Source organism: Thauera sp. 28 (assembly GCF_000310145.2).
Classification (GTDB): domain Bacteria; phylum Pseudomonadota; class Gammaproteobacteria; order Burkholderiales; family Rhodocyclaceae; genus Thauera; species Thauera mechernichensis.
The window spans coordinates 179,263-205,067 of record NZ_AMXA01000002.1 but is presented as its reverse complement, the minus strand read 5'-3'; the positions used below and the strand labels follow the sequence as shown (position 1 = coordinate 205,067).

At 66.9% G+C, this 25,805-nt stretch carries 23 protein-coding genes, 2 tRNA genes and 1 riboswitch; of the genes, 21 read left to right on the top strand and 4 right to left on the bottom strand.

Annotated features, from left to right (window positions below; translation table 11 throughout):
* Positions 1 to 14: 14 nt before the first annotated feature.
* The 11 genes from hisS (at position 15) to C662_RS02890 (ending at position 10,857) form a co-directional block, all read left to right on the top strand.
* Positions 15 to 1,313 (top strand): histidine--tRNA ligase, encoded by a 1,299-nt coding sequence (hisS, locus tag C662_RS02940; protein WP_002924775.1) that lies wholly within the window; start codon positions 15 to 17, stop codon positions 1,311 to 1,313.
* Entirely contained in the window at positions 1,313 to 1,957 is a 645-nt protein-coding gene (locus tag C662_RS02935) for a tetratricopeptide repeat protein (RefSeq protein ID WP_002924774.1), read from the top strand. The genes hisS and C662_RS02935 overlap by 1 nt, the downstream gene beginning before the upstream one ends.
* Positions 1,958 to 1,960: 3 nt before the next feature.
* A complete protein-coding gene (bamB, locus tag C662_RS02930) occupies positions 1,961 to 3,103 on the top strand; it encodes an outer membrane protein assembly factor BamB (RefSeq protein ID WP_002924773.1) in 1,143 nt (380 codons plus the stop codon).
* A 12-nt stretch (positions 3,104 to 3,115) separates the two neighbouring features.
* Positions 3,116 to 4,444: a ribosome biogenesis GTPase Der gene (gene der / locus C662_RS02925; RefSeq protein WP_002924771.1), complete on the top strand. Its 1,329-nt coding sequence runs from the start codon at positions 3,116 to 3,118 to the stop codon at positions 4,442 to 4,444.
* Positions 4,445 to 4,557: 113 nt separating this feature from the next.
* Positions 4,558 to 4,794, top strand: coding sequence for an RNA chaperone Hfq (hfq, locus tag C662_RS02920; RefSeq protein ID WP_002924769.1), 237 nt, complete (start codon positions 4,558 to 4,560; stop codon positions 4,792 to 4,794).
* A gap of 51 nt (positions 4,795 to 4,845) precedes the next feature.
* Positions 4,846 to 5,991 carry a ribosome rescue GTPase HflX gene (gene hflX, locus C662_RS02915; RefSeq protein ID WP_002924768.1) on the top strand — a complete coding sequence of 382 codons (1,146 nt, stop codon included), beginning with the start codon at positions 4,846 to 4,848 and terminating at the stop codon, positions 5,989 to 5,991.
* Between the two features lie 14 nt (positions 5,992 to 6,005).
* Entirely contained in the window at positions 6,006 to 7,304 is a 1,299-nt protein-coding gene (gene hflK / locus C662_RS02910; protein ID WP_002924767.1) for an FtsH protease activity modulator HflK, read from the top strand.
* Entirely contained in the window at positions 7,304 to 8,185 is an 882-nt protein-coding gene (hflC, locus tag C662_RS02905; protein ID WP_002924766.1) for a protease modulator HflC, read from the top strand. Before hflK ends, hflC begins: the two co-directional genes overlap by 1 nt.
* A 6-nt stretch (positions 8,186 to 8,191) precedes the next feature.
* A complete protein-coding gene (locus C662_RS02900; protein WP_002924765.1) occupies positions 8,192 to 8,377 on the top strand; it encodes a DUF2065 domain-containing protein in 186 nt (61 codons plus the stop codon).
* A 7-nt stretch (positions 8,378 to 8,384) separates the two neighbouring features.
* On the top strand, positions 8,385 to 9,542 hold the full coding sequence (locus C662_RS02895) for an ATP phosphoribosyltransferase regulatory subunit (protein ID WP_002924764.1): 1,158 nt from the start codon (positions 8,385 to 8,387) through the stop codon (positions 9,540 to 9,542).
* A gap of 4 nt (positions 9,543 to 9,546) precedes the next feature.
* Positions 9,547 to 10,857 (top strand): adenylosuccinate synthase, encoded by a 1,311-nt coding sequence (locus C662_RS02890; protein ID WP_002924754.1) that lies wholly within the window; start codon positions 9,547 to 9,549, stop codon positions 10,855 to 10,857.
* 155 nt (positions 10,858 to 11,012) lie between these two features.
* Here the strand turns inward: C662_RS02890 and C662_RS02885 are convergent.
* A tRNA-Leu gene (locus tag C662_RS02885) sits at positions 11,013 to 11,097 on the bottom strand.
* A gap of 180 nt (positions 11,098 to 11,277) precedes the next feature.
* Positions 11,278 to 11,362, bottom strand: a tRNA-Leu gene (locus C662_RS02880).
* Positions 11,363 to 11,623: 261 nt separating this feature from the next.
* Between C662_RS02880 and rnr the strand changes: the two genes are divergently transcribed.
* A complete protein-coding gene (rnr, locus tag C662_RS02875) occupies positions 11,624 to 14,470 on the top strand; it encodes a ribonuclease R (protein ID WP_002924752.1) in 2,847 nt (948 codons plus the stop codon).
* Positions 14,463 to 15,215, top strand: coding sequence for a 23S rRNA (guanosine(2251)-2'-O)-methyltransferase RlmB (rlmB, locus tag C662_RS02870; protein WP_002924750.1), 753 nt, complete (start codon positions 14,463 to 14,465; stop codon positions 15,213 to 15,215). Before rnr ends, rlmB begins: the two co-directional genes overlap by 8 nt.
* 7 nt (positions 15,216 to 15,222) lie before the next feature.
* On the opposite strand, the gene nirD is transcribed toward rlmB, so the two are convergent.
* Positions 15,223 to 15,561: a nitrite reductase small subunit NirD gene (gene nirD, locus C662_RS02865; protein ID WP_002924747.1), complete on the bottom strand. Its 339-nt coding sequence runs from the start codon at positions 15,559 to 15,561 to the stop codon at positions 15,223 to 15,225.
* A 20-nt stretch (positions 15,562 to 15,581) separates the two neighbouring features.
* Complete coding sequence (gene nirB, locus C662_RS02860; RefSeq protein WP_037984032.1) at positions 15,582 to 18,113, bottom strand: nitrite reductase large subunit NirB; 2,532 nt, start codon at positions 18,111 to 18,113, stop codon at positions 15,582 to 15,584.
* A 449-nt stretch (positions 18,114 to 18,562) separates the two neighbouring features.
* Positions 18,563 to 18,755: riboswitch (cobalamin riboswitch) on the top strand.
* Between the two features lie 49 nt (positions 18,756 to 18,804).
* On the opposite strand from nirB, the gene bluB reads away from it, so the two are divergent.
* From bluB to C662_RS02825, 8 genes are all read left to right on the top strand, one after another.
* Positions 18,805 to 19,572 carry a 5,6-dimethylbenzimidazole synthase gene (gene bluB / locus C662_RS02855; RefSeq protein ID WP_002924742.1) on the top strand — a complete coding sequence of 256 codons (768 nt, stop codon included), beginning with the start codon at positions 18,805 to 18,807 and terminating at the stop codon, positions 19,570 to 19,572.
* A gap of 117 nt (positions 19,573 to 19,689) precedes the next feature.
* Complete coding sequence (gene pqqA / locus C662_RS20725) at positions 19,690 to 19,827, top strand: pyrroloquinoline quinone precursor peptide PqqA (RefSeq protein ID WP_198291826.1); 138 nt, start codon at positions 19,690 to 19,692, stop codon at positions 19,825 to 19,827.
* Between the two features lie 63 nt (positions 19,828 to 19,890).
* Positions 19,891 to 20,190, top strand: coding sequence for a pyrroloquinoline quinone biosynthesis peptide chaperone PqqD (gene pqqD, locus C662_RS02850; RefSeq protein ID WP_002924738.1), 300 nt, complete (start codon positions 19,891 to 19,893; stop codon positions 20,188 to 20,190).
* Positions 20,159 to 21,376 (top strand): pyrroloquinoline quinone biosynthesis protein PqqE, encoded by a 1,218-nt coding sequence (gene pqqE, locus C662_RS02845; RefSeq protein ID WP_002924736.1) that lies wholly within the window; start codon positions 20,159 to 20,161, stop codon positions 21,374 to 21,376. Before pqqD ends, pqqE begins: the two co-directional genes overlap by 32 nt.
* A gap of 102 nt (positions 21,377 to 21,478) precedes the next feature.
* Entirely contained in the window at positions 21,479 to 21,988 is a 510-nt protein-coding gene (locus C662_RS02840) for a hypothetical protein (RefSeq protein WP_232433200.1), read from the top strand.
* Positions 21,966 to 23,195, top strand: a complete 1,230-nt coding sequence (gene serC / locus C662_RS02835) for a 3-phosphoserine/phosphohydroxythreonine transaminase (RefSeq protein ID WP_083485724.1) — start codon at positions 21,966 to 21,968, stop codon at positions 23,193 to 23,195. The genes C662_RS02840 and serC overlap by 23 nt, the downstream gene beginning before the upstream one ends.
* An 11-nt stretch (positions 23,196 to 23,206) precedes the next feature.
* On the top strand, positions 23,207 to 24,157 hold the full coding sequence (locus C662_RS02830; protein ID WP_002924729.1) for a dihydroorotate dehydrogenase: 951 nt from the start codon (positions 23,207 to 23,209) through the stop codon (positions 24,155 to 24,157).
* A gap of 116 nt (positions 24,158 to 24,273) precedes the next feature.
* Entirely contained in the window at positions 24,274 to 25,545 is a 1,272-nt protein-coding gene (locus C662_RS02825) for a nitrate regulatory protein (protein WP_002924727.1), read from the top strand.
* The last annotated feature ends 260 nt before the right edge of the window (positions 25,546 to 25,805 follow it).

Genomic DNA, 25,805 nt, shown 5'->3' with positions numbered 1-25,805 from the left:
AAGACCACGCATTCATGAGCCAGACCTTGCAGGCCGTGCGCGGGATGAACGACATCCTGCCCGACGACGCCGAAACCTGGGAGTACTTCGAGAACATCGTGCGCGACTGGCTGCAGAGCTACGGCTACCGGCCCATCCGCATGCCGCTGGTCGAGCCGACACCGCTGTTCAAGCGCGCGATCGGCGAGGTCACCGATATCGTCGAAAAGGAGATGTACTCCTTCGAGGACGCCCTGAACGGCGAGCACCTGACACTGCGCCCCGAGGGTACGGCGTCCTGCGTGCGTGCGGCCATCCAGCACAGCCTGATCGCCGCGGGCGGCCCGCAGCGTCTCTATTACTACGGCCCGATGTTCCGTCACGAGCGTCCGCAGAAGGGGCGCTACCGCCAGTTCCACCAGATCGGCGTCGAAGCGCTGGGTTTCGCCGGTGCCGACACCGATGCCGAGTTGATCCTGATGTGCGCTCGCCTGTGGGACGACCTCGGCCTGGAGGATGTCGCGCTCGAGATCAATTCGCTCGGCGCTCCCGAAGAGCGCGCGCAGCACCGCGCGGCACTCATTGCCTATCTCGAGCAGCATCAGGACAAGCTCGACGAGGATGGCAAGCGCCGCCTGCACACCAATCCGCTGCGCATCCTCGACACCAAGAACCCTGAGCTGCAGGCCATCGTCGAGGGCGCGCCCAGGCTTGCCGACTACCTGGGCGACGAATCCAAGGCGCACTTCGAGGCTGTTCAGGTCTTCCTCAAGGATGCAGGTATCCCGTTCCGCATCAACCATCGCCTGGTGCGCGGGCTGGACTACTACAACCGCACCGTCTTCGAGTGGGTGACCACGCGGCTGGGCGCGCAGGGCACGATCTGCGCCGGCGGACGGTATGATGGTCTGTTTGCGCAACTCGGTGCCAAGCCGCAGCCTGCGGCTGGCTTCGCCATCGGCATCGAGCGCCTGTTGCTGCTATGGCAGGCCTGCGGTGGCGAGAGCGAGCGTGCTGCGCCCGACGCCTATGTCGTCAGTGTCGGCGAGGCTGCGCAGCGCCTGGCGATGCGGGCGGCAGAATCCTTGCGCGAGCATGGCTTCGCGGCGCTCATGCATTGTGGCGGCGGCAGCTTCAAGTCGCAGATGAAGAAGGCCGATGCCAGTGCAGCGCCGGTCGCGGTGGTCATCGGCGAAGAGGAGGCTGCCGCAGGCGAGGTTGGCCTCAAGCCGCTGCGCGGTGGCGGTGTGCAATTGCGTGTCAGCCTCGAGGCCCTGCCCGAGGCGATGGCGGCGCTGCTGTATTCCGACGAATCAGTACAAGAGGGTCAATGATGGCGGTATACGATCTCGAAGAGCAGGAGCAGATTTCCGAGCTCAAGGCGTGGTGGGCGCAGTACGGCAATCTGGTCGTCGCCCTTGCCGTGGCTGCCGCGGTGGCTTCGGTCGGCTGGCAGGGCTGGCAGTGGTACCAGAACCGCAGTGCAGTTGCCGCCGGCGGGCTTTACTACGCCGTGCAGCAGGCTGCCGAGCAGCAGGATGCGCACAAGGCGCGTGAGGCTGCGGGGCGCTTGATCGGCGAGTATCCAGGGACGGTGAGTGCGCAGCTGGGCGCCCTGTTGTCTGCCGCGCTGCAGTTCGAAGCGGGCGACCTGGTCAATGCCCGCGCGCCTCTCGAGTGGGCAGCGGACAAGGGCAAGGACCCTGCGCTGCGCGATCTCGCGCGCCTTCGACTGGCGGCCGTGCTGCTGCAACAGGGGGAACTGGACGCCGCGCTTGCCCGCCTGCAGCCGGCACCGTCAGCGGCCTACAAGGCCCGCTTCGACGACCTGCGCGGTGACATCCTGGCCGCGCAGGGCAAGCTGGTCGAGGCCCGTGCCGCCTATCAGGGCGCGATTGACGCACTTGCCGGCGACGGTGACGAAGCCGTCACGCTGCGCGAGGTCGTGCGTGTCAAGCTTGAATCCCTTGGAGTCTGATCGATGAAGCTGTCTTCGCTGCGTGTTGTTCCGCTCATCGCCGCAGTGGTCTTCGCCACCGGCTGCTCTTCGCTCAATCCCTTTGCGAGTTCGGCAGCAAAGCCCGCGCCGCTCGTCAGTCTCCAGCCGAGCGCGCAACTCGTCAGCCAGTGGCGTGCCGATATCGGTGATGCAGGCATCTACCGTTTCCAGCCTGCGGTCTGGAGCGACAGCGTCTATGCCGCAGCGCATCGTGGCGATGTCGCTCGTTTCCAGGGTGGCGCGGCGGTGTGGCGGGTGCAGGCGGACAAGCGCCTGTCTGCGGGTGTCGGTACCGATGGTCGCCAGGTTGTTGTGGTCGCGACCGACGGCACGGTGATCGCGTTCGATGCTGCCAACGGCAGCGAGCGCTGGCGTGCGGCGGTTGGTGCCGAGGTGCTCGCGCCGCCGGCAGTGGGGTTCGAGATCGTTGTCGTGCGCGCTTCGGACAACCGCCTGATTGCGCTCGACGCGCGCGATGGCAGCCGGAGGTGGGTGTACCAGCGTAGCAACCCGCCGCTGGCGCTGCGCAGCTTTTCCGGTGTGGTGCTCGAAGGGGCGGTGGTGCTCGCCGGCTTCCCCGGTGGCCGCCTGGTCGTCATCAATGCGGCCAACGGTGGTGCGATCACCGAGCTCAACGTTGCGATGCCGCGTGGCGCCACCGAGCTTGAACGCGTGGCCGACGTTGCCGGCACGCCCGTGGTCGGGCGGCGCGAGGTGTGCGCGGTGAGCTACCAGGGGCGCGCGGCCTGCTTCGACAGCACCAATGGCAACGCCCTGTGGGCGCGCGATTTCTCCAGCAGCGTGGGCATGGACCGCGACGCCCGCTTTGCCATGATCACCGACGACAACGACGCCGTGCATGCACTCGATGCCTACAGTGGCGCAAGCGTGTGGAAACAGGACGCGCTCGCTCGCCGCAAGGTGTCGCGTCCGCTCATCGTCGGCGACTATGTGGTCGTGGGCGACCTGGAGGGCTACGTCCATGCCCTCGAGCGCGAGAGCGGCCGCTTCGCCGCGCGCGAACGTGCCGGCAGCCGCCCGATCGAGGCCGATCCCGTTGCCTTTGGCCGGGGCTTCGTCGTCCAGGGCAGTGGCGGCGACATTACCGCGTACGAAGTACGCTGAGGCAAGGATTCAGTGAAACCCACCATCGTTCTGGTCGGCCGCCCCAATGTCGGCAAGTCGACCCTGTTCAACCGCCTGACGCGCACCCGCGATGCGCTGGTCGCCGACCAGCCCGGCCTGACCCGCGACCGCCATTACGGTATCGGTCGTGTCGGCGAGCGCGACTATCTTGTGGTCGATACCGCCGGCTTCGATCCCGTCGCCAAGGACGGCATCATGCACGAGATGGCGCGCCAGGCCGAGCAGGCGATTGCCGAAGCGGACGTGCTGCTGTTCCTGGTCGATGGCCGCGCCGGGCGCACGCCGCACGACGAGAACATCGCCGCGCGCCTGCGCCGTGCCGGGCGCCCGGTGCACCTGGTCGTCAATAAGGCCGAGGGGCTCGATCGCGCCATGGTCGCAGCCGATTTTCACGCGCTCGGCCTGGGTGACCCGCTGCCGGTATCCGCCGCTCATGGCGACGGCGTCAAGCAGTTGGTCGACATCGTGCTCGCCCCCTTCCCGGTGGATGAGGAAATCGAGGCGCGCGAGGATGAAGGGCCCAAGGTTGCCATCGTCGGGCGCCCCAATGTCGGCAAATCCACCCTGGTCAATACGCTGCTCGGTGAGGAGCGCGTGATCGCCTTCGATCTGCCGGGCACCACGCGCGACGCGATCGCGATCCCCTTCGAGCGCGCCGGCCGGCGCTACACCCTGATCGATACCGCAGGCCTGCGGCGCAAGGGCAGGGTGTTCGAGGCGATCGAGAAGTTCTCGGTGATCAAGACCCTGCAGGCCATCCAGGAGGCCAACGTCATCGTGCTGGTGCTCGATGCGGCGCAGGATATCTCCGACCAGGATGCGCACATCGCGGGTTTCGCTCTCGAGGCCGGGCGCGCGCTGGTGGTGGCGATCAACAAGTGGGATGCGGTCGATGAATACCGTCGCGACCGCCTCAAGGCCGATATCGCACGCAAGCTCGCCTTCCTGTCCTTTGCGCGTTTCCACCAGATTTCGGCGCTCAAGGCCGAAGGCATCAACGGCCTGTTGAAATCGGTCGATGCGGCCTATGCGGCGGCGACCGCTAACCTGGCGACGCCGCGCCTGACGCGTACCCTGCAGCAGGCCGTCGCCCGCCAGGCCCCGCCAAGGCATGGCATGGCGCGTCCAAAGATGCGCTACGCGCATCAGGGGGGCATGAACCCGCCGGTGATCGTCATTCACGGCAATGCACTCGATGACATTCCGGCGTCCTACGTGCGCTACCTCGAACGCTGCTTCCTGGAGGCGTTCAAGCTTCAGGGCACGCCCTTGCGCATCCAGTTCCGCACCACGCACAATCCGTTCGCGACGCGGTCCTGAGCATTTTTTCGATGCACTTCTGCTTTCCACACCCGGATTTCGTTGCATACTGCAATGCCGCAGTGCAACAAGAATCCCGCATTCTTATAAACACAATATAAAGAGGTTCAACGATGAGCAACAAAGGGCAACTTCTACAAGACCCCTTCCTCAATACCCTGCGCCGCGAGCACATTCCGGTGTCGATCTATCTCGTCAATGGCATCAAGCTCCAGGGCCAGGTCGAGTCCTTCGACCAGTACGTCGTTCTGCTCAAGAATACTGTGACGCAGATGGTCTACAAGCACGCCATCTCCACCGTCGTGCCTGCCCGCCCCGTGGTCATCCAGCAGGACGAGGGCAGCAACTGAGAGCCGTGTCCAAGCGCTGCGGCCGGCGCATGACGGTCGCGGGGAGCATGCATGTTTGAGCGTCCGGCATCGGGCGAGCGTGCCATACTCGTCCAGCTCGACCTTGGTCAGGGTGCGATCGAAGAGCGCCTGTCGGAGCTCAAGCTGCTGGTCGGTAGCGCGGGCGCCAGCGTCGAGGGCGTGGTGCAGGGCAGGCGCGCCTCGCCCGACCCCAAACTCTTTGCCGGCAGCGGCAAGGTGCAGGAGATCGCCGAGGCCCTGCGTGCGAATGCAGGCGACATCGTGGTGTTCAATCACGCCTTGTCGCCCGCCCAGCAGCGCAATCTCGAGCGCGAACTGCAGTGCATGGTCATCGACCGTACGGCGTTGATCCTCGACATCTTCGCGCAACGCGCACGCAGCCATGAAGGCAAGCTCCAGGTCGAACTGGCTCAGCTCGAGCACCTGGCGACGCGGCTCGTGCGCGGCTGGACCCACCTCGAGCGCCAGAAGGGCGGCATCGGCCTGCGAGGCCCGGGCGAGAAACAGCTCGAGACCGACCGTCGCCTGCTCGGCAACCGCGTCAAGATGCTCAAGACGCGTCTTGCGCTGATCGAGAAGCAACGCAAGGTCAGGCGACGAGCCAGGGAACGCCGTGACGTTCTGTCTGTCTCTCTGGTCGGTTACACCAATGCGGGCAAGTCGACGCTGTTCAATGCGCTGACGAAGGCGGGGGCCTATGCGGCCGACCAACTCTTCGCCACGCTGGACACCACGTCGCGACGTCTCTACGTAGGCGGAGCGAATGTGGTGCTCTCGGACACCGTTGGCTTCATCCGCGACCTGCCTCATGCGCTGGTCGCGGCATTCCAGGCAACGCTCGAAGAGACTGCGCAGGCCGATCTGCTGCTTCACGTGGTGGATTCGGCCAGCGAGGATCGCGACGCCCAGATCGAGGCGGTGAACCAGGTCCTGGCCGAGATCGGTGCCGCCGAGGTGCCGCAGATCCTGGTCTGGAACAAGATCGACCTCACCCGAGCCGCTGCGGCGGTCGAGCGGGGCGACTGTGATAAACTCAGGCGCATTTTTTTGAGCGCCCGAACGGGGGAAGGTCTCGACCTGCTTCGCGATGCGCTCGCCGAAGTAGCCTCGCAGACCTTCGGTGACGACGCCGGCCGGGCAACCGGCGCGGCAGACGAACGGTCAGAACAATCGTGATAACAGGCATCCTCATGTCACTCAATGACCCACGCTGGGGTGGTCAGGGCGGAAGCGACGGCGATCGCGGCCGCGATGACGGCAACCGCAACGACGACAATCGCGGTGACCGCAACCGCGGCAACAATCAGGGACCGCCCGACCTCGAAGAGGTCTGGCGCGACTTCAATCAGCGCCTGACGGGCATGTTCGGTGGCAAGCGCCCGAGTCGTGGCAACGGCAATGGTGGTGGCAGCGGCGGCGGCAGTGGTCCGCAGATGCCGAGCTTGTCGCCGCGGCAGTTCGGCGGCGGCATGGTCGTGCTGCTCGTGCTGGTCGCCTTGGTGTGGCTGGCGAGCGGTTTCTACACTGTCGATGCGAACCAGCGCGGCGTCGTGCTGCGCCTGGGCAAGTACGTGGAGACCACCGAGCCCGGCTTGCGCTGGAGGTTGCCGGCGCCATTCGAGACGCACGAGATCGTCGACCTGACCGGGGTGCGTACCGTCGAGGTGGGCTACCGTGGCTCCGAGCGTAACAAGGTGCTGCGCGAGTCGCTGATGCTCACCGACGATGAGAACATCATCAACATCCAGTTTGCCGTGCAGTGGGTGCTGAATGCACCGGAGAACTACGTCTTCAACAACCGCTTCCCGGATGAAGCTGTCGCGCAGGCGGCCGAGACCGCGATGCGCGAGATCGTCGGCAAGAGCCGCATGGACTTCGTGCTGTACGAAGGGCGCGAGGAGATCGCCACCACGGCGCACGAGCTGATGCAGCGCATCCTCGATCGCTACCAGACCGGTATCCAGGTCAGCCGTGTGACCATGCAGAACGCCCAGCCGCCGGAGCAGGTGCAGGCCGCGTTCGACGACGCGGTCAAGGCCGGTCAGGACCGTGAGCGGCAGAAGAACGAGGGTGAGGCCTACGCCAACGACGTCGTGCCGCGTGCCCGTGGTACGGCCTCGCGACTGGTTGAGGAGGCGAATGCCTACCGCGACCGCGTCGTCGCCAACGCCGAGGGTGAAGCCAGTCGTTTCAGTCAGGTGCTGGCCGAGTACCAGCGTGCGCCCGGCGTGACCCGCGAGCGCCTGTATATCGACACCATGCAGCAGGTGTTTTCCAGCACCTCGAAGGTCATGATCGATGCCCAGGGCAATGGCAACCTGATGTTGCTGCCTCTCGACAAGCTGATGCAGCAGAGCGGTGGTCGTGACCCTGCGGCGGCACTGCCCGATTCCCAGTCCGCGGCCGGTCTCAGTGCGAACGCACCGATGCCGTCGACGGATCCGCGCGCCCGTGGTGGCGTACTCACTCGTGAGCGGGGAGAGCGTTGATGCGTGACAAGATGTCCCTGATTGGCGGCGTGCTGCTGCTCGCCGTGATGATCGCCTCGATGTCGCTGTTTACCGTCGACCAGCGCCAGTATGCGATCGTGTTCCAGCTTGGTGAGGTCAAGGAGGTCATCTCCGAGCCCGGCCTCAACGTCAAGCTGCCCTTCATCCAGAACGTGCGCTACTTCGACAAGCGCATCCTCACCATGGATACGCCGGAGCCGGAGCGCTTCATCACGTCCGAGAAGAAGAACGTGCTGGTCGACCACTTCGTCAAGTGGCGTATCGTCGATCCGCGCCTCTACTACGAGTCGGTGGCGGGTGACGAAGCGCGGGCGCGTACGCGCCTGAACCAGACCGTGAATGCCGGGCTGCGCGAGGAATTCGGTCGTCGTACGGTGCATGACGTTGTTTCCGGCGAACGCGACCGCATCATGGAACAGATGCGCGAACGAGCCGACCGCGACGCCCGCACGATTGGCGTGCAGATCGTCGACGTGCGCCTGAAGCGGGTCGACCTGCCCAACGAGGTTTCCGAGTCCGTGTATCGGCGAATGGAGGCCGAGCGCAAGCGCGTCGCCAACGAGCTGCGCTCCCTCGGTGCGGCAGAGGCCGAGCGCATCCGCGCCGATGCCGACCGCCAGCGCGAGGTCATCGTCGCCGAAGCCTATCGCTCCGCGCAGGAGATCATGGGTGAGGGTGATGCCCGTGCAACGTCCATCTATGCCGAGGCCTTCGGGCGCAACCCCGACTTCTATTCCTTCTATCGCAGCCTGGAGGCCTATCGGGCCAGTTTCGCCGGTCGCGAAGACGTCATGGTCGTCGATCCGAGTTCGGACTTCTTCCGCTTCATGAAGGATTCGGGAGGCGCTTCGCGCAACTGATCCCGCATGGGTAGCTCGCTATTGATCGCCTTCGCGCTGATGCTCATCATCGAAGGCATCCTTCCGTTCATCGCGCCAGCCGCCTGGCGCGAAACTTTTTTGCGTCTCGCCAGCATGGGCGACGGTCAGATCCGCTTCATCGGGCTGACCTCCATGCTGGTCGGGGTGATCCTGCTATTCATCTTCCTCTGACACGCACATGCGCTGGGTACTCCCCGACCACATCCAGGACGCCCTGCCGTCCGACGCACACCAGCTCGAGACCTTGCGTCGCAGGCTGCTCGACGCTTTCCGCGTGCGCGGCTATCAGCTGGTCATGCCGCCGCTGCTCGAGTATCTGGATTCGTTGACCACGGGGGCCGGGCAGGATCTCAAGCTGCGCACCTTCAAGCTCGTCGACCAGCTCTCTGGGCGGACGATGGGCGTGCGTGCCGACATGACGCCGCAGGTAACGCGCATCGACGCGCATCTGCTCAACCGCCAGGGCGTTTCGCGCCTGTGCTATTGCGGCAGCGTGCTGCACACCCTGCCGTCCACGCTCACCGCCACGCGCGAGCCGCTGCAACTCGGTGCCGAACTCTACGGCCACGCCGGGATCGAGGCCGATGTCGAGATCCTGCGCCTGCTGGCGGAGGTGCTGCGCCTGGCCGAGGTGCCCGCCTCGCGTATCGACATCGGTCACGTGGGCATCTTCCACGCGCTGGCGTCGCGTGCGGGCCTGGTGCCTGGGCGGGAGGAAGAGCTCTTCGATCTGCTGCAGGCCAAGGATGTGCCCGAGCTGCAGAACATGCTTGCCGACGTTGCCGAGCCGGTGCGCGGGGCGCTGCTGGCCCTGCCAACGCTTTACGGTGGCCCCGAGGTGCTTGCCGAGGCGCGTGCGCGCCTGCCGCAGGATGCGGGTATCGGCGCCTTGCTCGGCGAACTTCAGCAACTGGCCGACGCGCTTGCCGACCTGCCGATCAGCTTCGATCTCGGCGACCTGCGCGGCTATCACTATCACAGCGGTGTCGTCTTTGCCGCATACGGTGCGGATTCGCCGGCGGCGCTCGCGCTCGGCGGGCGCTACGACCGCGTGGGCGAGGCCTTTGGTCGCGCGCGGCCAGCGACCGGCTTCAGTCTTGACCTGCGCGAACTGGTGTGGCGGCTGCCGGCCGCGTCGGCGATGGCCGGCGGTGTGCTTGCGCCGTTGGAAGGCGATGCCGGGCTGGCAGAGGCAATCGCGCACTTGCGCGCGCGTGGCGAGATCGTCATGAGCGCCTTGCCTGGGCATGAAGGAACATGGAAAGAGGCCGGCTGCGACCGGCAACTGGTGAAGCGGGACGATCGCTGGGCGGTCGTGCCGTTACAGGGAGAGTAAGAAAATGGCAAAGAACGTCGTCGTCGTCGGCACCCAGTGGGGTGATGAAGGCAAGGGCAAGATCGTTGACTGGCTGACCGATCACGCCAAGGGCGTGGTCCGCTTCCAGGGTGGTCACAATGCGGGTCACACGCTGGTGATCGGCCAGAACGAGTACAAGCTCAATCTGGTGCCCTCGGGCATCGTACGGGAAGGCGTTGCCTGTTTCATCGGCAATGGCGTGGTGCTCGACGCGCATCATCTGCTGTCCGAGATCCGCACGCTCGAGGCGGGTGGTATCAAGGTTCGCGAGCGCCTGCGCATCAGCCCGGGCTGCCCGCTGATCCTGGGTTACCACAGCGCGCTCGATCGCGCGCGCGAGGCGGCCAAGTCCGCCGACGACAAGATCGGCACCACCGGCAAGGGCATCGGCCCGACCTACGAGGACAAGGTCGCTCGCCGCGCGCTGCGGGTGTACGACCTGTTCGACCGTGAGCGTTTCGCGGCCAAGCTCAAGGCCAACCTCGAATACCACAACTTCGTCCTCACCCAGCACCTGGGTGCAGAGGCGGTGGACTTCCAGCCGGTGTACGACCAGGCCATGGCGGATGCCGAGGAGCTGCTGCCGATGGTGGCCGATGTGTCGGCCGAGCTTTACGCGATCAACAAGTCGGGTGGTTCGCTGCTGTTCGAGGGCGCGCAAGGCACGCTGCTCGACATTGACCACGGCACCTATCCCTTCGTGACCTCGAGCAACTGCGTGGCCGGCCAGGCTGCGGCCGGCTCGGGTGTGGGCCCCAGCCGCCTGCATTACGTGCTCGGCATCACCAAGGCCTACTGCACCCGCGTTGGCGGCGGCCCGTTCCCGACCGAGCTCGACATCGAGACCAAGGGCGTGCCCGGCGAGCAGATGTCGACCAAGGGGCGTGAGTTCGGTACCGTCACGGGCCGCAAGCGCCGTTGTGGCTGGCTGGATCTTGCCGCACTCAAGCGCTCGATCATCATCAATGGCGTCACTGGCTTGTGCATCACCAAGCTCGACGTCCTGGATGGTCTCGAGGAACTCAAGCTGTGCACCGGCTACATGCTCGACGGCAAGCGCATCGACCTGCTGCCGATGGGCTCGGAAGAGGTGACGCGCTGCGAGCCCATCTACGAGACCATGAAGGGGTGGAGCGGAACGACCTTCGGTGCGCAGAGCTGGGATGCGCTGCCGCAGGAAGCGCGTGCCTATCTGCACCGCATCGAGGAGATCTGCGAGATCCCGATCGATGTGATTTCGACCGGCCCCGAGCGCGACGAAACCATCTTGCGCCGTCATCCGTTTGGCGCCTGATTTCTGCGCTACCCGGCAGGGGGGCGCGCTGCGCCGTCCTGCCGGCATCCTGGCTGCACGTACTGTTCTGGTGCGCGACGGCGCGATGTTCCGGGCAGGCGGTGCTGGCGCCGTGAACGAAAAAAGCCGGCTGTCAGCCGGCTTTTCCCTGCAACTGGTGCCCAGAAGAGGACTCGAACCTCCACGCCTCGCAGCGCTAGTACCTGAAACTAGTGCGTCTACCAATTCCGCCATCTGGGCAGGGAGGCGCATAATAGCAAACAGTTCGCGGCAAGGCAAACGCAAAACATCTGCAGTCTCCTTGCGGCAAGCGTTGGGCTCTCGGGCGTGTCCTCTGTCTTTCGTTGCGCCGTGTCATCGCGAGCTGCGCGGACGGCAAAAACAAAAAAGCCGCTCCGAAGAGCGGCTTTCCTGTGAAACTGGTGCCCAGAAGAGGACTCGAACCTCCACGCCTCGCGGCGCTAGTACCTGAAACTAGTGCGTCTACCAATTCCGCCATCTGGGCAAGAAGACGCGCATTATAAGCATGAAAAGAAGATTGTCAATGACTCGTAAAACGAAAAAGACCGAAAAGAAGAAGACAGCCAAGGCTGTTCCGCAGAGCGGGATGTCCAGAGCCAGTGCTGCATCAAGCAAGACGAAGGTGGCGACGAAAGCGCCCCGGCGGGGTACGGAGCCGGCTGCAGCGCCCCGCCACGACCCCGCTGGGGCGGGCAGCCCCGTCAAGGGGCCGGGGCGCAGCCGTGCGGCACGCAAGGCCGCCGCCGTGCACGCAAGTGCGGTCAGGCAGGCCGACCCCTTCTACGCCCGAGAGCTGGCGCAATACGAGCATCCGCTGCCCAGCCGTGAGTACGTGCTGCAGGTACTGGCCGAGCGAGGCGTGCCCCTGTCCTTTGCCGACCTCGTCGCCGCACTTGATGTCGCGCCTCACGAGCTCGACTTCTTTGACCGTCGCCTGCGTGCGATGGAGCGCGATGGCCAGATCATCCGCAACCGCCGCGACGCCTACCTGCTGCCAGCCAAGGTGGACCTTATCAACGGCCGTGTGGAGGGCCATCCCGACGGCTTCGGCTTCCTGCGTCGTGACGACGGTGAGCCGGACATCTTCCTCGGTCCCAAGGAAATGCGCGAGCTGCTGCACGGCGACCGCGTCATCGTACGCATTGCCGGCCAGGATCGTCGTGGCCGGCCCGAGGGCAAGCTGGTCGAGGTGCTCGAGCGTGCCAACAAGCGCGTGGTGGGCCGTGTCATCAACGAGCACGGCGTGATGATCGTCGTGCCCGAGAACCGCCGCCTGGCCCAGGACATCCTGGTTGCGCCGGGTGGGCGCAAGAAGCCCGAGGCCGGGCAGATCGTCACCGTCGAACTGGTCGAGCAGCCCACGAAGTTCGCACAGCCGATCGGCCGCATCGTCGAGGTCCTTGGCAACTACGCCGATCCGGGGATGGAGATCGAGATCGCGCTGCGCAAGCACGACCTGCCCTTCGAGTTCTCGTCCGAGGCCAAGGCGCAGACGCGCAAGCTGCCTGATGTGGTGCGCAAGAAGGACTGGGCCGGGCGCGAGGACCTCACCAAGCTGCCGCTGGTCACCATCGACGGCGAGACCGCCAAGGACTTTGACGACGCGGTTTACTGCGAGCGCCAAGGCAAGGGCTATCGCCTGATCGTCGCCATTGCCGACGTCTCGCACTACGTCGACGCCGCCAGCGCACTCGACAAGGATGCCTTCGACCGCGGCAATTCGGTGTACTTCCCGCGTCGCGTCATCCCGATGCTGCCGGAAAAGCTCTCCAACGGCCTGTGCTCGCTCAACCCGCAGGTCGAGCGCCTGGCCATGGTGGCCGACATGAACATCTCGGCCACTGGCGAAATCAAGAACTACCGCTTCTATCGCGCGGTGATCTGGTCGCACGCGCGCCTGACCTACAACAAGGTCGCCGCCGCCCTGTACGACAAGGACCCGGCGGTGCGCGCCGAGCTGGCCGCGCTGCTGCCCCATCTCGAGAACCTCGACACGCTCTTCCGTGTGCTGCTCAAGGCGCGCGCCAAGCGCGGCGCGATCGACTTCGAGACCACCGAGACGCGGATGATCTTCGACGACAACGGCAAGATCGCCCAGATCGTGCCCGAGGTGCGCAACGATGCCCACCGCCTGATCGAGGAGTGCATGCTCGCTGCCAACGTGTGTGCGTCCGACTTCCTCGCCAGCCGCGAGCACCCGGCGCTGTACCGGGTGCACGACTCGCCCTCCGAGGACAAGCTTGCCAAGCTGCGCGAGTTCCTCAAGGAGTTCGGCCTCGGCCTGGGCGGCGGCGACGAGCCGCGCGCGAGCGACTTCGCCAAGCTGCTCGAGCAGGTCAAGGACCGTCCCGACGCCCAGTTGCTGCAGACCGTGATGCTGCGCTCGCTCAAGCAGGCGATGTACAGCCCCGACAACGTCGGCCACTTCGGTCTCGCCTATGAGTCCTACACCCACTTCACCTCGCCGATCCGGCGTTATCCCGACCTGCTGATCCACCGCGGCATCAAGGCCGCGCTGGCGGGCGAGCAATACCGCCCCGGAGACTGGGAACAGATCGGCCTGCACTGCTCGATGACCGAGCGTCGCGCCGACGATGCCACCCGCGATGTCGTCGCCTTCCTCAAGTGCTACTTCATGCAGGATCGCGTCGGCGAAGAGTTCACCGGCAGTGTGTCGGCAGTCGTGCCCTTTGGCCTCTTCGTCGCCCTCGACGACATCTTCATCGAGGGCCTGCTGCACATCTCCGACCTGGGCAGCGACTACTTCCACTACGACGAGATGCGCCACGCCCTGATGGGTGAGCGCTCCGGCAAGCAGTTCCGCCTCTCGGACCGGGTCAAGGTGCAGCTCGTGCGGGTCGACATGGCGACCAACAAGATCGACTTCCGCCTCATCGAAGGCCCGCTGCCGGTCGAGGTGAAGACGCCTGTCACGCCCGCCGATGTCGTGCCCGTTGCGGTCGGCGGCGAGGCAGGAAAGAGGGTGCGCAAGCCGCGCGCGAAGAAGGGCGAGGCGGCGTCTGCGCCTGCCATCGAGATGTCGGTCGTGGCTGCGGAGACCGTCGAACCCAAGGTCCGCAGCAAGCGTGCCAAGAAACCCGCCACCGAACCAGTTGTCGAGGCCGCGCCCGTGCAGGTCGGCGAAGCGCAACCGGCGGTGACCGATCCGGCTGCGCCAAAGTCGCGTACCACGCGCGCAAAGAAGGTGGCTCCCCGCCCGGAGCCCGAGCAGGTGCCCGAGGCCGCAGCCGTGCCTCCGGCCGCCGAACCCAAGCCCCGCAGCGCGCGTGCGAAGAAGACGGCCGTCACTCCGGTTGTCGAAGCGCCCGTCACTGTGGTGGCGGTCGTCGCGCCCGCGCCCCGCAAGTCACGGGCAAGTAAGGCCGCCGCCGAGCCGGCCGCCGCCCCCGTGGCCGCGCCTGCAAGCCCGGAGCCCGTCGCACCGAAGCCGCGCAAGACGCGCGCGAAGAAGGCGGTCGCCGAACCCGCTGCCGCACCTGCAGCCGAAGCGTTAGAATCCGCGCCCCCGACTGCGGCCCCGGCGCGACGTGCCGCCCGCAAGACCACCACCAAGGGCACCGACCGTGGCTAAAGCACCTGAGAACACCCCCACCAAGCTGATCTACGGCTTCCATGCCGTCTCCGCCAAGCTGCGCCACGCGCCCGATGCGGTGCTCGAGGTCTATCTGTCGGCCGACCGCAAGGATGCGCGTGTGCGCAAGTTCCTTGTCCAGGCCGAGGCCGCCGGCGTGCGCATCAGCCAGGCCGAGGGCGACAAGCTCGACGGCCTGGTAGGCACCCGCCGCCACCAGGGCGTGGTGGCCAAGGTGGACGCCACCCGGCGCGACATCAAGCTCGCCGACGTGCTCGACAGCCTGGACGAGAACGCGCTCATCCTGGTGCTCGACGGTGTGCAGGACCCGCATAACCTCGGCGCCTGCCTGCGCGTGGCCGATGCTGCCGGGGCGCATGCGGTGGTGGCGCCCAAGGATCGCGCGGTGGGGCTGAACGCCACCGCGGTCAAGGTCGCCAGCGGTGCGGCCGACACCGTTCCCTATATCACCGTCACCAACCTCGCGCGTGCCCTGCGCGAGATGCAGGAGGCCGGCGTGTGGGTGGTCGGTGCCGCCGGCGAGGCCGACAAGACGCTCTACGACATCGACCAGAAGGTGCCGGTCGCCTGGGTGCTCGGCGCCGAAGGCGACGGCCTGCGCCGGCTCACCCGCGACACCTGCGACGAGCTTGCGCGCATCCCGATGCATGGCAGCGTCGAGAGCCTGAACGTCTCGGTGGCGAGCGGCATCTGTCTGTTCGAGGCTCGCCGCCAGCGCGGCTGAGGCCGCGTCAGGCGAGCGCGACCCACACCTCGTCGCCGCACACCCTGACGTGGTGCGCGCGCACCGAGTGCTCGGGTGCCTCCAGGCATTCGCCGGTGCGCAGGTCGAAGTGGTTCTTGTACAGCGGCGAGGCGACGACGATGTGTTCGCCGAGGTTGCCGACCAGGCCGCGCGACAGCACGCTCGCGCCCGAGCGTGGGTCGATGTTGTCGATGGCATGGACGCCGGCGTCGCCGATGCGGAAAACGGCGACGTGGCGCTCATCGACGAGCGCGCACACGCCGGTGCCGGGCAGGATGTCGCCGAGCTTGCACACGGCGGTCCAGTTCAGTTCTTCGCTGCTCATGGGGGCTGTCCTCGCGGGGCTCATGCTTCCACCTCGGCGTTCTCGATTGCGGGGCGTTCCTCGGCGCGCGCCGGGCGGATCTGTCCGCGCTCCTCGACGAAGACGATGCGCTGATCGGCACGCGGATCGTTGACGAAGGTGCGGAAGCGCTTGCGCACAGCCGGGTCGGTGATCGCCGTCTTCCATTCGCACTGGTAGGTGTCGACCACGTGCTGCATCTGGCGCTCGAGCTCGTCGCCGATGCCCAGCGAGTCGTCGATCAGTACGGCCTTCAGGTAGTCGAGGCCACCCTCCAGGTTGTCGCGCCAGGTACTGGTGCGCTGCAGGCGGTCGGCCGTGCGCACGTAGAACATCAGGAAGCGGTCGATCAGGCGCACCAGGGCGGCCTTGTCGAGGTCGGAGGCGATCAGCTCGGCATGGCGCGGCTTCATGCCGCCGTTGCCGCACACGTAGAGGTTCCAGCCGCGCTCGGTGGCGATGATGCCGACGTCCTTGCCCTGGGCCTCGGCGCATTCGCGCGTGCAGCCCGAGACGCCGAACTTGATCTTGTGCGGCGCGCGCAGCCCCTTGTAGCGGTTCTCCAGTTCGATCGCCAGCCCCACGGAGTCATCCACGCCGTAGCGGCACCAGGTGCTGCCGACGCAGCTTTTCACCGTGCGCAGCGACTTGCCGTAGGCATGGCCGGACTCGAAGCCGGCGGCGATCAGTTCTTCCCAGATCGCTGGCAACTGCTCGACGCGGGCGCCGAACAGGTCCACCCGCTGGCCACCGGTGATCTTGGTGTACAGGCCGTACTTCTTCGCCACCTGGCCGACTGCGATCAGCCCCTCCGGCGTGACCTCGCCACCGGGCATGCGCGGCACCACCGAATAGGTACCGTCCTTCTGGATGTTGCCGAGGAAGTAGTCGTTGCTGTCCTGCAGGCTGGCAAGCTCGCCCTTGAGCACGAAGTCGTTCCAGCACGAGGCGAAGATCGACGCCGCCGTCGGTTTGCAGATGTCGCAGCCCAGGCCCTGGCCGTGGCGCGCGAGCAGGTCCTCGAAACTCCTGATTTCGCCGACGCGGATCAGGTGGTAGAGCTCCTGGCGCGAGTAGGGGAAGTGCTCGCACAGGTGGTTGTTCACCGACAGGCCGAGGCGGGCCATCTCGGCCTTCATGACCTGGGTGACCAGCGGCACGCAGCCGCCACAGGTGGCGCCGGCCTTGGTGCAGGCCTTGATCTCGCCGATGGTGGTTGCGCCTTCGCCGACCGCCGCGCAGATCTGGCCCTTGCTCACGTTGTTGCAGGAGCAGATCTGCGCGCTGTCGGGCAGGGCGTCGGCGCCGAGACCGGGTTTGGCCTTGCCGTCGCTGGCGGGCAGGATCAGAAACTCGGGGTCGGCCGGCAGCGCGATGCTGTTGAGTGCCATCTGCAGCAAGGTGCCGTACTCGTCGGCGTTGCCGACCAGCACCGCGCCGAGCAGGTGCTTGCCGTCGGCGCTGACGACGATCTTCTTGTAGACCTGCTTGCATTCGTCGGCGTAACGGAAGCTGCGGCAGCCCGGCGTCCTGCCGTGGGCGTCGCCGATGCTGGCCACATCCACGCCCATCAGCTTGAGCTTGGTGCTCATGTCCGCACCGCCGAAGGCGGCCTGGGCGTCACCTGCCAGCTGGCGGGCGGCGATGCGGGCCATCTCGTAGCCCGGGGCCACCAGGCCGAAGGTCTGGTCGCGCCAGGCCGCGCACTCGCCGATGGCGAGGATGGCCGCATCGCTGGTGCGGCAGTGGTCGTCGATCGCGATGCCGCCACGGGCGCCGACGGCCAGTGCGTTCTGGCGCGCGAGCTCGTCGCGCGGACGGATGCCGGCGGAGAACACGATCATGTCGGTCTCCAGGTGGGTACCGTCGGCAAACACCATGCGGTGGCGGGCGCTGCGGCCGTCGGTGATCTCGACCGTGTTGCGCTCGGTGTGTACCTGCACGCCCAGGGCCTCGATCTTGCTGCGCAGGATGCGGCCGCCTTCGTCGTCCACCTGCACCGCCATCAGGCGGGGCGCGAATTCGACGACGTGGGTCTCGAGGCCGAGGTCGCGCAGCGCCTTGGCGCACTCCAGGCCGAGCAGGCCGCCGCCCACCACGACGCCCTTGCGCGAGATCGCGCCGGCCGCCTTCATCGCCTCGAGGTCCTCGATGGTGCGATAGACGAAGCACTGGTCGCGCTCGCTGCCCTTGACCGGCGGCACGAAGGGATAGGACCCCGTGGCCAGCACCAGCTTGTCGTAGGGCAGGGTGACGCCGTCCTGCGTCGTCACCGTGCGTGCGCGGCGGTCGATCGCCGCCGCGCGGCTGCCCAGCCGAAGCGTGAAGCCTGCCTCGGCGAAGAAGCCGGGGGCGACCAGCGAGAGGTCTTCCGCCGTCTTGCCGGCGAAGAATTCGGAGAGGTGCACACGGTCGTAGGCGACCCGCGGTTCCTCGCACAGTACGGTGACTTCCGCACCGGGGATCTGCAGTTGCCGGAGTTCCTCGAGGAACTTGTGGCCGACCATGCCATGGCCAACGAGAACGATCTTCATGCTGGTATCACTCATTCGGCCCCGCGTTGGACCTGGCGATACCTGGGCACGGGGTGAGCCCGGCTCAAGCATGACGGCCTCCGCGGGACGCGGTTCGACATCGGATGGAAATGGCCGGCGACATACGTATTCGTATCCGCCGGCCCCCACCTGCGTTGGCGGAGGCAAGCCCTGTTCGCATCCTTGCGTGCTGGGCTGGTTTGCAATAAGCACGGACCGTGCCATGCACTTCAACGCCTTGAAAGCCCCGGATTGACTGGATCTGCCGCGATGGCAGATGCACCGGGCGCACTGTGTTGGTGCGCTTGTCACCAAGCTGGTGCACCGTGCCGGGCGGCGAAGGGGGGGAAGGGAGGAGTGAAGGGGGGGAAGGGGAGGGGGGCAGGTGTAATACCGCGGCACGAGCCAGCGCACAGGTGTCGCGAGATGGAGGGCATGTGGCTAGAATCTGGCCCTCTCGACTTCGAGGTGCCCGCGCTTTGCGCGGGAGAATCGGGAAGGCGGTGCCAATCCGCCGCGCGCCCAGCGCCGTGAAGGGGATTGTCCGGGCAAGGCTCGCCCAGCCACTGGTCGTCAGGATCGGGAAGGCGTCCGGACGAGATGATCCGCAGCCGGAAGACCGGCCTCGAAGTGTTTCCTGCAGCCGTCTGGTCGGCGGCTGCCCACTGCTCGTCGACAAGGGGACTACTTCATGAGCAGCCAGACCCAGGTGCATTGCGCACCGCCGCAGGACACCCGTTTCCAGACCAACCCTCGGTTCAGCAGCGCCGAGCGCGACGCGGTGTATCGCGCCATCCACACCCGCCGTGACGTACGCGGCGAGTTCCTCCCCGACCCGATCCCGGATGACGTGCTGGCGCGCGTGCTCACGGCCGCCCATCACGCGCCCTCGGTCGGCTTCATGCAGCCGTGGGATTTCATCGTCGTGCGCGCGCGCGCGGTGCGCGAGAAGATCCATGCCGATTTCCTCGCCGCCCATGCCGAGGCCGAGCAGATGTTCGAGGAGGGCAAGCGCGCCACCTACCGCAATCTCAAGCTCGAAGGCATCCTCGAGTCGCCGGTCAATATCTGCATCACCTGCGATCGCAGCCGTCACGGCCCGGTGGTGATCGGCCGCACCCACATCGGCGCCATGGACGTCTACAGCGCCGTGTGTGCAGTGCAGAACCTGTGGCTCGCGGCACGGGCCGAGAACCTCGGCGTAGGCTGGGTGAGCATCCTGCACCCGCCGGCGCTGCGTGAGGCACTCGGCATTCCGCCCGAGATCGTGCCCATCGCCTACCTGTGCATCGGCTACGTCCGCGACTTCCATGCCCGCCCCGAACTGGAGGCGGCCGGTTGGCTCAGGCGCGTGCCCTTGCCCGAACTGCTGCATTTCGATGGCTGGCAGGGCAGGGCAGATGCCGCGGGTGAGCGCTTGGTCGAGGCGATTGACCAGGTCGTGCCGGTTCTGCGTTGATCTGCATCAAAACCGGCACCAGTGGCGGAAGAATCATGATATTCGCCAGTTCGCGCTGGTGATCGCGTCGATGGCGGGGTCGCGATCCTGCGGATCCCGCCGGCTGCTGTCACCGGGATGATGGCCCCTGAGCCGGCAAACAAGCCGGTTCAGCCACCATCATTCAAGAGGAGACACATCATGCAGTGGACCGACCCCGCTTATTGCGACATCCGTCTCGGCTTCGAAGTCACCGCCTACGTCTACGTACGCTGAAAGTCCGGCCGCCCGGCCTGCCTGCGGGCGGCCGGCCGGCGCTTGCCCGGAGCGGATGCCCGCATGAACGACTCAGCCGTCAGCCCGCCTGCCGCGGGCGAGCGCTACGCGCTCAACCCGATGTATCTCTTCCGCTGGGAGCCCACTCAGGACGCCCATGTCCTGCTCTACCCGGAAGGCATCGTCAAGCTCAACCAGACCGCCGGCGACATCATCGAGCGCTGCGACGGCAAACGCACCGTCGCCGAACTCGTCGCCGAGTTGCAGCAGCGCTACCCGGGCGACGAGGAACGCGTGGCCGAGGGCGTCTACACATTCCTGGAGGTGTTCCGTGCCAAAGGATGGATCCGTCGTCAGGCTTGATGGGCAGGGCAAGCCCCTGTGGCTGGTGCTCGAGCTCACCTACCGCTGTCCGCTGAAGTGTCCGTGGTGCAGCAATCCGGTCGATTACGCCCGCGACGAGACCGCCGAGCTGTCCACTGCCGAGTGGAAGCGCGTGCTGCGCGAAGGCCGCGAACTGGGCGCGCTGCAGCTCGGTTTTACCGGTGGCGAGCCCCTGCTGCGCGACGACCTCGAGGAACTGGTCGCCGATGCGCGCGCACTGGGCTACTACACCAACCTGATCACCTCGGGTGTCGGCCTGAGCGAGGCGCGCCTCAGCGCGCTCAAGGCCGCCGGCCTCAACCAGATCCAGCTTTCGCTGCAGTCGAGCGAGCGCGAACTCACCGACACCCTGGTTGGTGCGCGGGCGCACGACCTCAAGGTGAAGGTCGCGCACATGATCAAGGCGCATGGCTTCCCGATGGTGCTCAATGTGCCGGTGTTCCGCCAGAACATCGGCCAGGTCGAGGACATCCTGCGCCTGGCCGAGGAAATCGGCGTCGATTACCTCGAGTTCGCCAACATCCAGTACTACAACTGGGCGATGGTCAATCGCGACGAACTGCTGCCGACGCGCGAGCAGCTGCAGGCCGCCGAACGTGCGGTCCAGGCCGCGCGCGAACGTCTTGGCGACCGCATGACGATCTACTTCGTCATCCCCGACTATTACGAGGGCCGCCCCAAGGCGTGCATGAACGGCTGGGGCTCGATCCACCTCACCATTGCACCCGACGGTGTTGCCATGCCCTGCCAGGAGGCGCGCGTCATCGAGGGGCTGGAATTTCCCAGCATCCGCGACAATAGCCTGGCGTGGCTGTGGAACGAGTCGCCGACCTTCCAGAAATTTCGCGGCGACGAGTGGATGAGCCCGACCTGCCGCAGCTGCGACGAGAAGGAGAAGGACTTCGGCGGCTGCCGCTGCCAGGCCTTCCTGCTCACCGGCGACGCAGCAAACACCGACCCCGCCTGTTCGCGCTCGCCGCACCACCACCTGATTGCCGAGGCGATCGCCAAGGCGCACGCACCCGGGCGCAGGATCCAGCCGCTCGTGCTGCGCAACGATCGCAATTCGCGCCTGCTCGGCGAAGGCAGCGGCACGGGCGGAGGTTGTGGGGCTGCCGGGCGCGCGGACCTTGCCGTTGCCGTCGTGGAGCCGTCCGATGTCTGACCTGCTGCTGCGTGCGTTCGACTCCTCGGTGGTGACGGTGGCGTATGGCGTCGTGCTCACTGCAGTGCTGACGCTGCTGCTGCGCGTGTCGGGCTAGGCGAGATGACGATGGAGATCCTGTTCGAGACCGTGGCGCGCTGGCTGCATGTGCTTGGCGCACTGGTGTGGGTCGGACACAACTACGCCACCGCGGTCACGCGCGCGCGCTACGTCCCGCTCACCGCCGCCGACCTGTCCGACCCGGACAGCCCGCGCCAGCGTGCGCTCATGCAGCGCGAGCACGGCACCTTCCGCCATGGCTCGCTGGTGGTGCTGGGAACCGGCCTGGCGATCCTGTGGGAGCGCGGCTGGTTGCTCGATGCACTCAGCCTGCAGGGCAGCCTGGCGCCGCTCGGGCTGGGCGTCTGGCTGGGGGTGATCATGGTGTGCAACCTGTGGTTCGTCTTGTGGCCGCACCAGAAGCGCGTACTCGGCTTCGTCCCCGCGCCGCTGGACGAGCGCTTGCGCTGCTCCCGCGTCACCTTCCTGTCGGCACGGGTCAACACCATGCTGTCGATCCCGGTGGTCTTTCTGATGGGGGCTGGAACGCATGGGATCGCGCTCTTCTCCTGACCCGCAGCTGTCGACATCAGCGTCCGGGCGCGTCCCCACCGGCCTTGCGGCCTGGCGTACGCGGCCCGGGTTCAGCTTTTCCGCGGCGGCGGGACCGCTGCCCACGGTGGTTGCGGACGAGGTGGCTGAGGCCTGCCGGCCGGGGCCGGGATCGATCCTGAGCCTGCCCTTCACTACATCGGCCTATCGCAACCTGCAGGCCGAGACCGAAGCATGCCTGCGCCGGCTGCTGGCGATCCCGGACGAGTTCGTGGTCCTGTTCATGGCGGGCGGTGCGAGCACGCAGTTTGCCCTGGTGCCCATGAACCTGTACGGCGCAGACACTGGAACGCGGGCTGTTTATATCGACAGTGGGCACTGGTCGCGGCGGGCCATTGCCGAGGCGCGGCGCCACTGCCCGGTGCATGTGTGCGCGTTGGCGGCGCTGACGGCGGCGTGGGGGTGCGGTGGCGTGCCTGAGACTGCAGCTGCGCAGACGCGTGTCGGCATGTCCGTTCTGGAGGACGCGGTTGGCTACCGCCCCGCCTACGTCCATGTCACGCCCAACGAGACTGCCGACGGGCTGCAGTTCGCCCGGCTCCCGGTTACGCAGGCGCCGCTGGTGGCCGATCTCACGTCCGAACTGCTCACCCGCGCGATCGACTGGCAGCGGCTCGACGTCGGCTATGCAGGAACGCAGAAGACGATCGGCACACCGGGGCTCACCCTGGTGATCATCCGCCGCTCCCTGCTCGGACATGCCCGAGCAGGTACGCCGCGGGTCATGGACTACGGCGCCCAGGCCGAGGCGGAGTCCCGCCTGTGTACGCCGCCGGTGCTGCCGGTCTTCGTTGCCCACCGCATGTTGCACTGGATCGAGGCGGCCGGCGGCGTGGCGGCCATGGCGGTCCGGCTCGCGCACCGCCATGCCTTGGTGACCGCGGCCATGGCCGCGGGTGAGGATGTCGGTCTCTATCGCTGGAGCGCGCCCAGCGCCTGGCGCTCGCAGGTCAATCCCTGCTTCCAGCTGCCCGACGAGGAGACCGCCCGGCGCTTCTTCGCGGCTGCGGACGCGACGGATTTGCACGACCTGGGAGGCCATCCCGAACGCGGCGGTGTACGCCTGAGCCTCTATAACGGACTCGCCGACGACGCGGTGGCGGCGCTCGCAGGCCTGCTGAGCGGCTTCGCCTGCAGCGAGGCTGGCCGGTGCCACCAGGCACCTTGAGTAGCGCGTGGATGACGCTTCCCGCCCTGAGTCCACGCGCTTTGCGCACACGCTGGTCGCTACTGCGGCTGGCGCGTCATGGGGTTGAGCCGGCCGAGTGGGTTGCGCGCGCCGACGGCGTCGTGCATGGCCGAGGCATGACTGCGTCCGTGGTCGAGGTGATGGGGTTGCGGTTCGGTTCGCCGCTGCTGCTCGCGGCCGGCTTCGACCGCCATGGCGTGCTGCTGGAGAATGCGTCGCGACTCGGTCTGGGCGCCGTCGAGACGGGGAGCCTGCGGACATCGTCAGCCTGTCCGTCACCCCGTGTGCGGGTGGCTGCGGCGCGCCGGCATGTGGCAGCGGGCGGCGGCCGGATGGGTGTCTGCCTGCATGGTCTGAGTCTGCTCGTACCGCGTCTTGAAGGGAAGGGCGACACCAGGCGCGGAGGGCACGCGCTGGAACGGCTGCAAGCCCTTTTTGCAGCCTGCCATGCCACGGCCGACTATGTCGTGCTGAACCCGGGGCGCAGTGGCGCCACCCCAGCCCAGTGCATCGAGTTGCTGGCCGCACTGGCCAAGGTACGCGACCGCCTGGCGCGTCCCATCCGCCTCGCCCTCGTGGCCAAGCTGCCTGCGCCCTGGCTGGCTGCTGCGGGGGGCGTGCGCTGGGCACACCATATGATCGACGCGGGTGCGGATGGCCTTCTGCTGTCGGCTGAAGGGGATTCGATGCCAGCGGCGCTTCGCATCGCCAGGGTCGCTGCGGAAGTGGGCGAGCGCACGGCCCTGATCAGCGTGGGGGGTGTCGGCTCGGTGCGCGAGGCGGCTGCGCGTCTGGCTGCGGGAGCCGACCTGGTGCAGGTGCATCGCGCCCTGATCGCTGCGCCGCGACGGGCGCTGTCCCTGAGCCTGGGCATCGCCGGGCTGGGTGTGCGGCGGGGGCGTCGGCAGGGCGCCTGTACGGGGGCTTGCGCGCAAGGTTGAGGTCGGCGGCGGCTGTCGCGTGCGGGTATGGCCGGGCGTGACGCGTGCATTGCACGGTTGTTGCTTGTAGTCTCTCCGCCTTCTGGCCTGCCAACAGCCCTTTGCTGGAACCGCTCATGAACTCGACGCTTGCCTTCCTCGCCGCTGCCCGACAGTGCGAGATCCACGACCTCGAACACCTTGCCCGCAGTTGCGACCTCGTCCAGGCCGTGAGCGAACTCGTGCATCGGCTGCAGGGCGAGCGTGGTGCTTCCAACCTGTTCCTGGCTTCCGGTGGCGAGGTGTTCGTCTCCCAGCGCGAAGCCTGCGTTGCCCTCAGCGCACAAGCAGAGGCTGCACTGCGCAGCTGGCTCGCTCAGGTCGAGGGCGGTCAGGATGCGCCCATCGTGGCGGTGCCCGGTGGTGCAAGGCTGTTCACGCGGATTGCGGTGGCGCTGCATGCGCTCGACGGCTTGGCCGAACTGCGCGCGGAGGTCGCTGCCCGGCGCTGCAAGGCCGCAGATGCCACGCTGCGTTTCAACCGCATGGTTGCAGCCTTGCTGGCGCTCGTGTTCGAGGCGGCCGATGTCGCGGCCGATCCGGCAGTGTCACGCTTGCTGGTGGCGCTGTTCAACCTCATGCAAGGCAAGGAGCATGCTGGTCAGGAGCGTGCAGCCGGCGCCGCGGCGTTCGCGGCTGGTGCGGCGGCTGCGAGCACGGCGGCCGCTGGCGGCCAGGACCTGCTCCACCTGATCGATGCCCAGGAGGCCTGCTTCGAGCGCTTCGAGGCCTTCTGTCCGACTGAACTGCTCGGCACCTGGGCCCAGGCCAAGGCCGCGATGCCGATGGGCGAACTCGAACGCATGCGGCGCAGGTTGCTGGCTGCCGCCCAGGGCGCGGTGCTCGATCCCGCGCAGGCACAGGCCTGGTTCGCCTGCTGCTCGCAGCGCCTGGAGCTGATTCGTGACACCGAGGCGGCGCTTGCGCAGGGCTTGCGCGCCGCCTGCCTGCAGCGCATCGCCGCCTTGCAGGCCGATCCGGACGATCCGCAAAGCCTGTTGCGCGCACTCGCAGCGCAGCCCGAGCCGGTGTCGCCGAGCGGTGTGCTGCCCACGGAGGATGGGGTGGAGGCCCTCGGGCCGCGCCTGCGGCGTTCGATTGTAGATGCCTTGCATGCGCAGGCGCAGCGTCTGCAAGCGATGAACGACGAGCTGGCTGCGGTGCGTACTGCGCTCGACGAGCGCAAGCTCATCGAGCGCGCCAAGGGGGAGCTGATGCGGCACCAGGGCCTGGCCGAGGATGAGGCCTATCGCCTGCTGCGCCGGACCGCGATGAACCAGGGGCGGCGCCTGGTAGATGTGGCCCAGGCCGTGCTGGCGATGTCCGACCTGCTTCCGCCGCGCAGCTGAACCTGCGTGTTGCGTAAGGCGTCCGGCCTGCAGGGGTACTCGTGGTGCGCAACGCACTGCGGCTGTGCGCCATGTCCATCTGTTGCACTGCAGCAGTGCGTGGATGTATGACTCGGCACTCCAGTAGTATTGCTTCAAGTCCATGATTTAAAAAAGATAGGGGCCTTATTCAAGAGCTGGCACGAGTCCTGCAATAGCTTGATCGAGGCGAAACCAAAGGCGGTTCGAGACTCAAGGCGCAGCCCGGCGGCTGTCGCATC

Excerpts from the sequence above, each read along its gene's own strand:
- bluB (WP_002924742.1), top strand. The coding sequence starts at position 18,805 with ATGAGCAGCCAGACCCAGGTGCATTGCGCACCGCCGCAGGACACCCGT.
- hflK (WP_002924767.1), top strand. The coding sequence starts at position 6,006 with ATGTCACTCAATGACCCACGCTGGGGTGGTCAGGGCGGAAGCGACGGC.
- hflX (WP_002924768.1), top strand. The coding sequence starts at position 4,846 with ATGTTTGAGCGTCCGGCATCGGGCGAGCGTGCCATACTCGTCCAGCTC.
- C662_RS02935 (WP_002924774.1), top strand. The coding sequence starts at position 1,313 with ATGGCGGTATACGATCTCGAAGAGCAGGAGCAGATTTCCGAGCTCAAG.
- hflC (WP_002924766.1), top strand. The coding sequence starts at position 7,304 with ATGCGTGACAAGATGTCCCTGATTGGCGGCGTGCTGCTGCTCGCCGTG.
- pqqA (WP_198291826.1), top strand. The coding sequence starts at position 19,690 with ATGATGGCCCCTGAGCCGGCAAACAAGCCGGTTCAGCCACCATCATTC.
- nirB (WP_037984032.1), bottom strand. The coding sequence starts at position 18,113 with ATGAAGATCGTTCTCGTTGGCCATGGCATGGTCGGCCACAAGTTCCTC.
- bamB (WP_002924773.1), top strand. The coding sequence starts at position 1,961 with ATGAAGCTGTCTTCGCTGCGTGTTGTTCCGCTCATCGCCGCAGTGGTC.
- C662_RS02900 (WP_002924765.1), top strand. The coding sequence starts at position 8,192 with ATGGGTAGCTCGCTATTGATCGCCTTCGCGCTGATGCTCATCATCGAA.
- C662_RS02895 (WP_002924764.1), top strand. The coding sequence starts at position 8,385 with ATGCGCTGGGTACTCCCCGACCACATCCAGGACGCCCTGCCGTCCGAC.
- C662_RS02890 (WP_002924754.1), top strand. The coding sequence starts at position 9,547 with ATGGCAAAGAACGTCGTCGTCGTCGGCACCCAGTGGGGTGATGAAGGC.
- C662_RS02840 (WP_232433200.1), top strand. The coding sequence starts at position 21,479 with ATGACGATGGAGATCCTGTTCGAGACCGTGGCGCGCTGGCTGCATGTG.
- hisS (WP_002924775.1), top strand. The coding sequence starts at position 15 with ATGAGCCAGACCTTGCAGGCCGTGCGCGGGATGAACGACATCCTGCCC.
- nirD (WP_002924747.1), bottom strand. The coding sequence starts at position 15,561 with ATGAGCAGCGAAGAACTGAACTGGACCGCCGTGTGCAAGCTCGGCGAC.
- C662_RS02825 (WP_002924727.1), top strand. The coding sequence starts at position 24,274 with ATGAACTCGACGCTTGCCTTCCTCGCCGCTGCCCGACAGTGCGAGATC.
- C662_RS02830 (WP_002924729.1), top strand. The coding sequence starts at position 23,207 with ATGACGCTTCCCGCCCTGAGTCCACGCGCTTTGCGCACACGCTGGTCG.
- hfq (WP_002924769.1), top strand. The coding sequence starts at position 4,558 with ATGAGCAACAAAGGGCAACTTCTACAAGACCCCTTCCTCAATACCCTG.
- pqqD (WP_002924738.1), top strand. The coding sequence starts at position 19,891 with ATGAACGACTCAGCCGTCAGCCCGCCTGCCGCGGGCGAGCGCTACGCG.
- serC (WP_083485724.1), top strand. The coding sequence starts at position 21,966 with ATGGGATCGCGCTCTTCTCCTGACCCGCAGCTGTCGACATCAGCGTCC.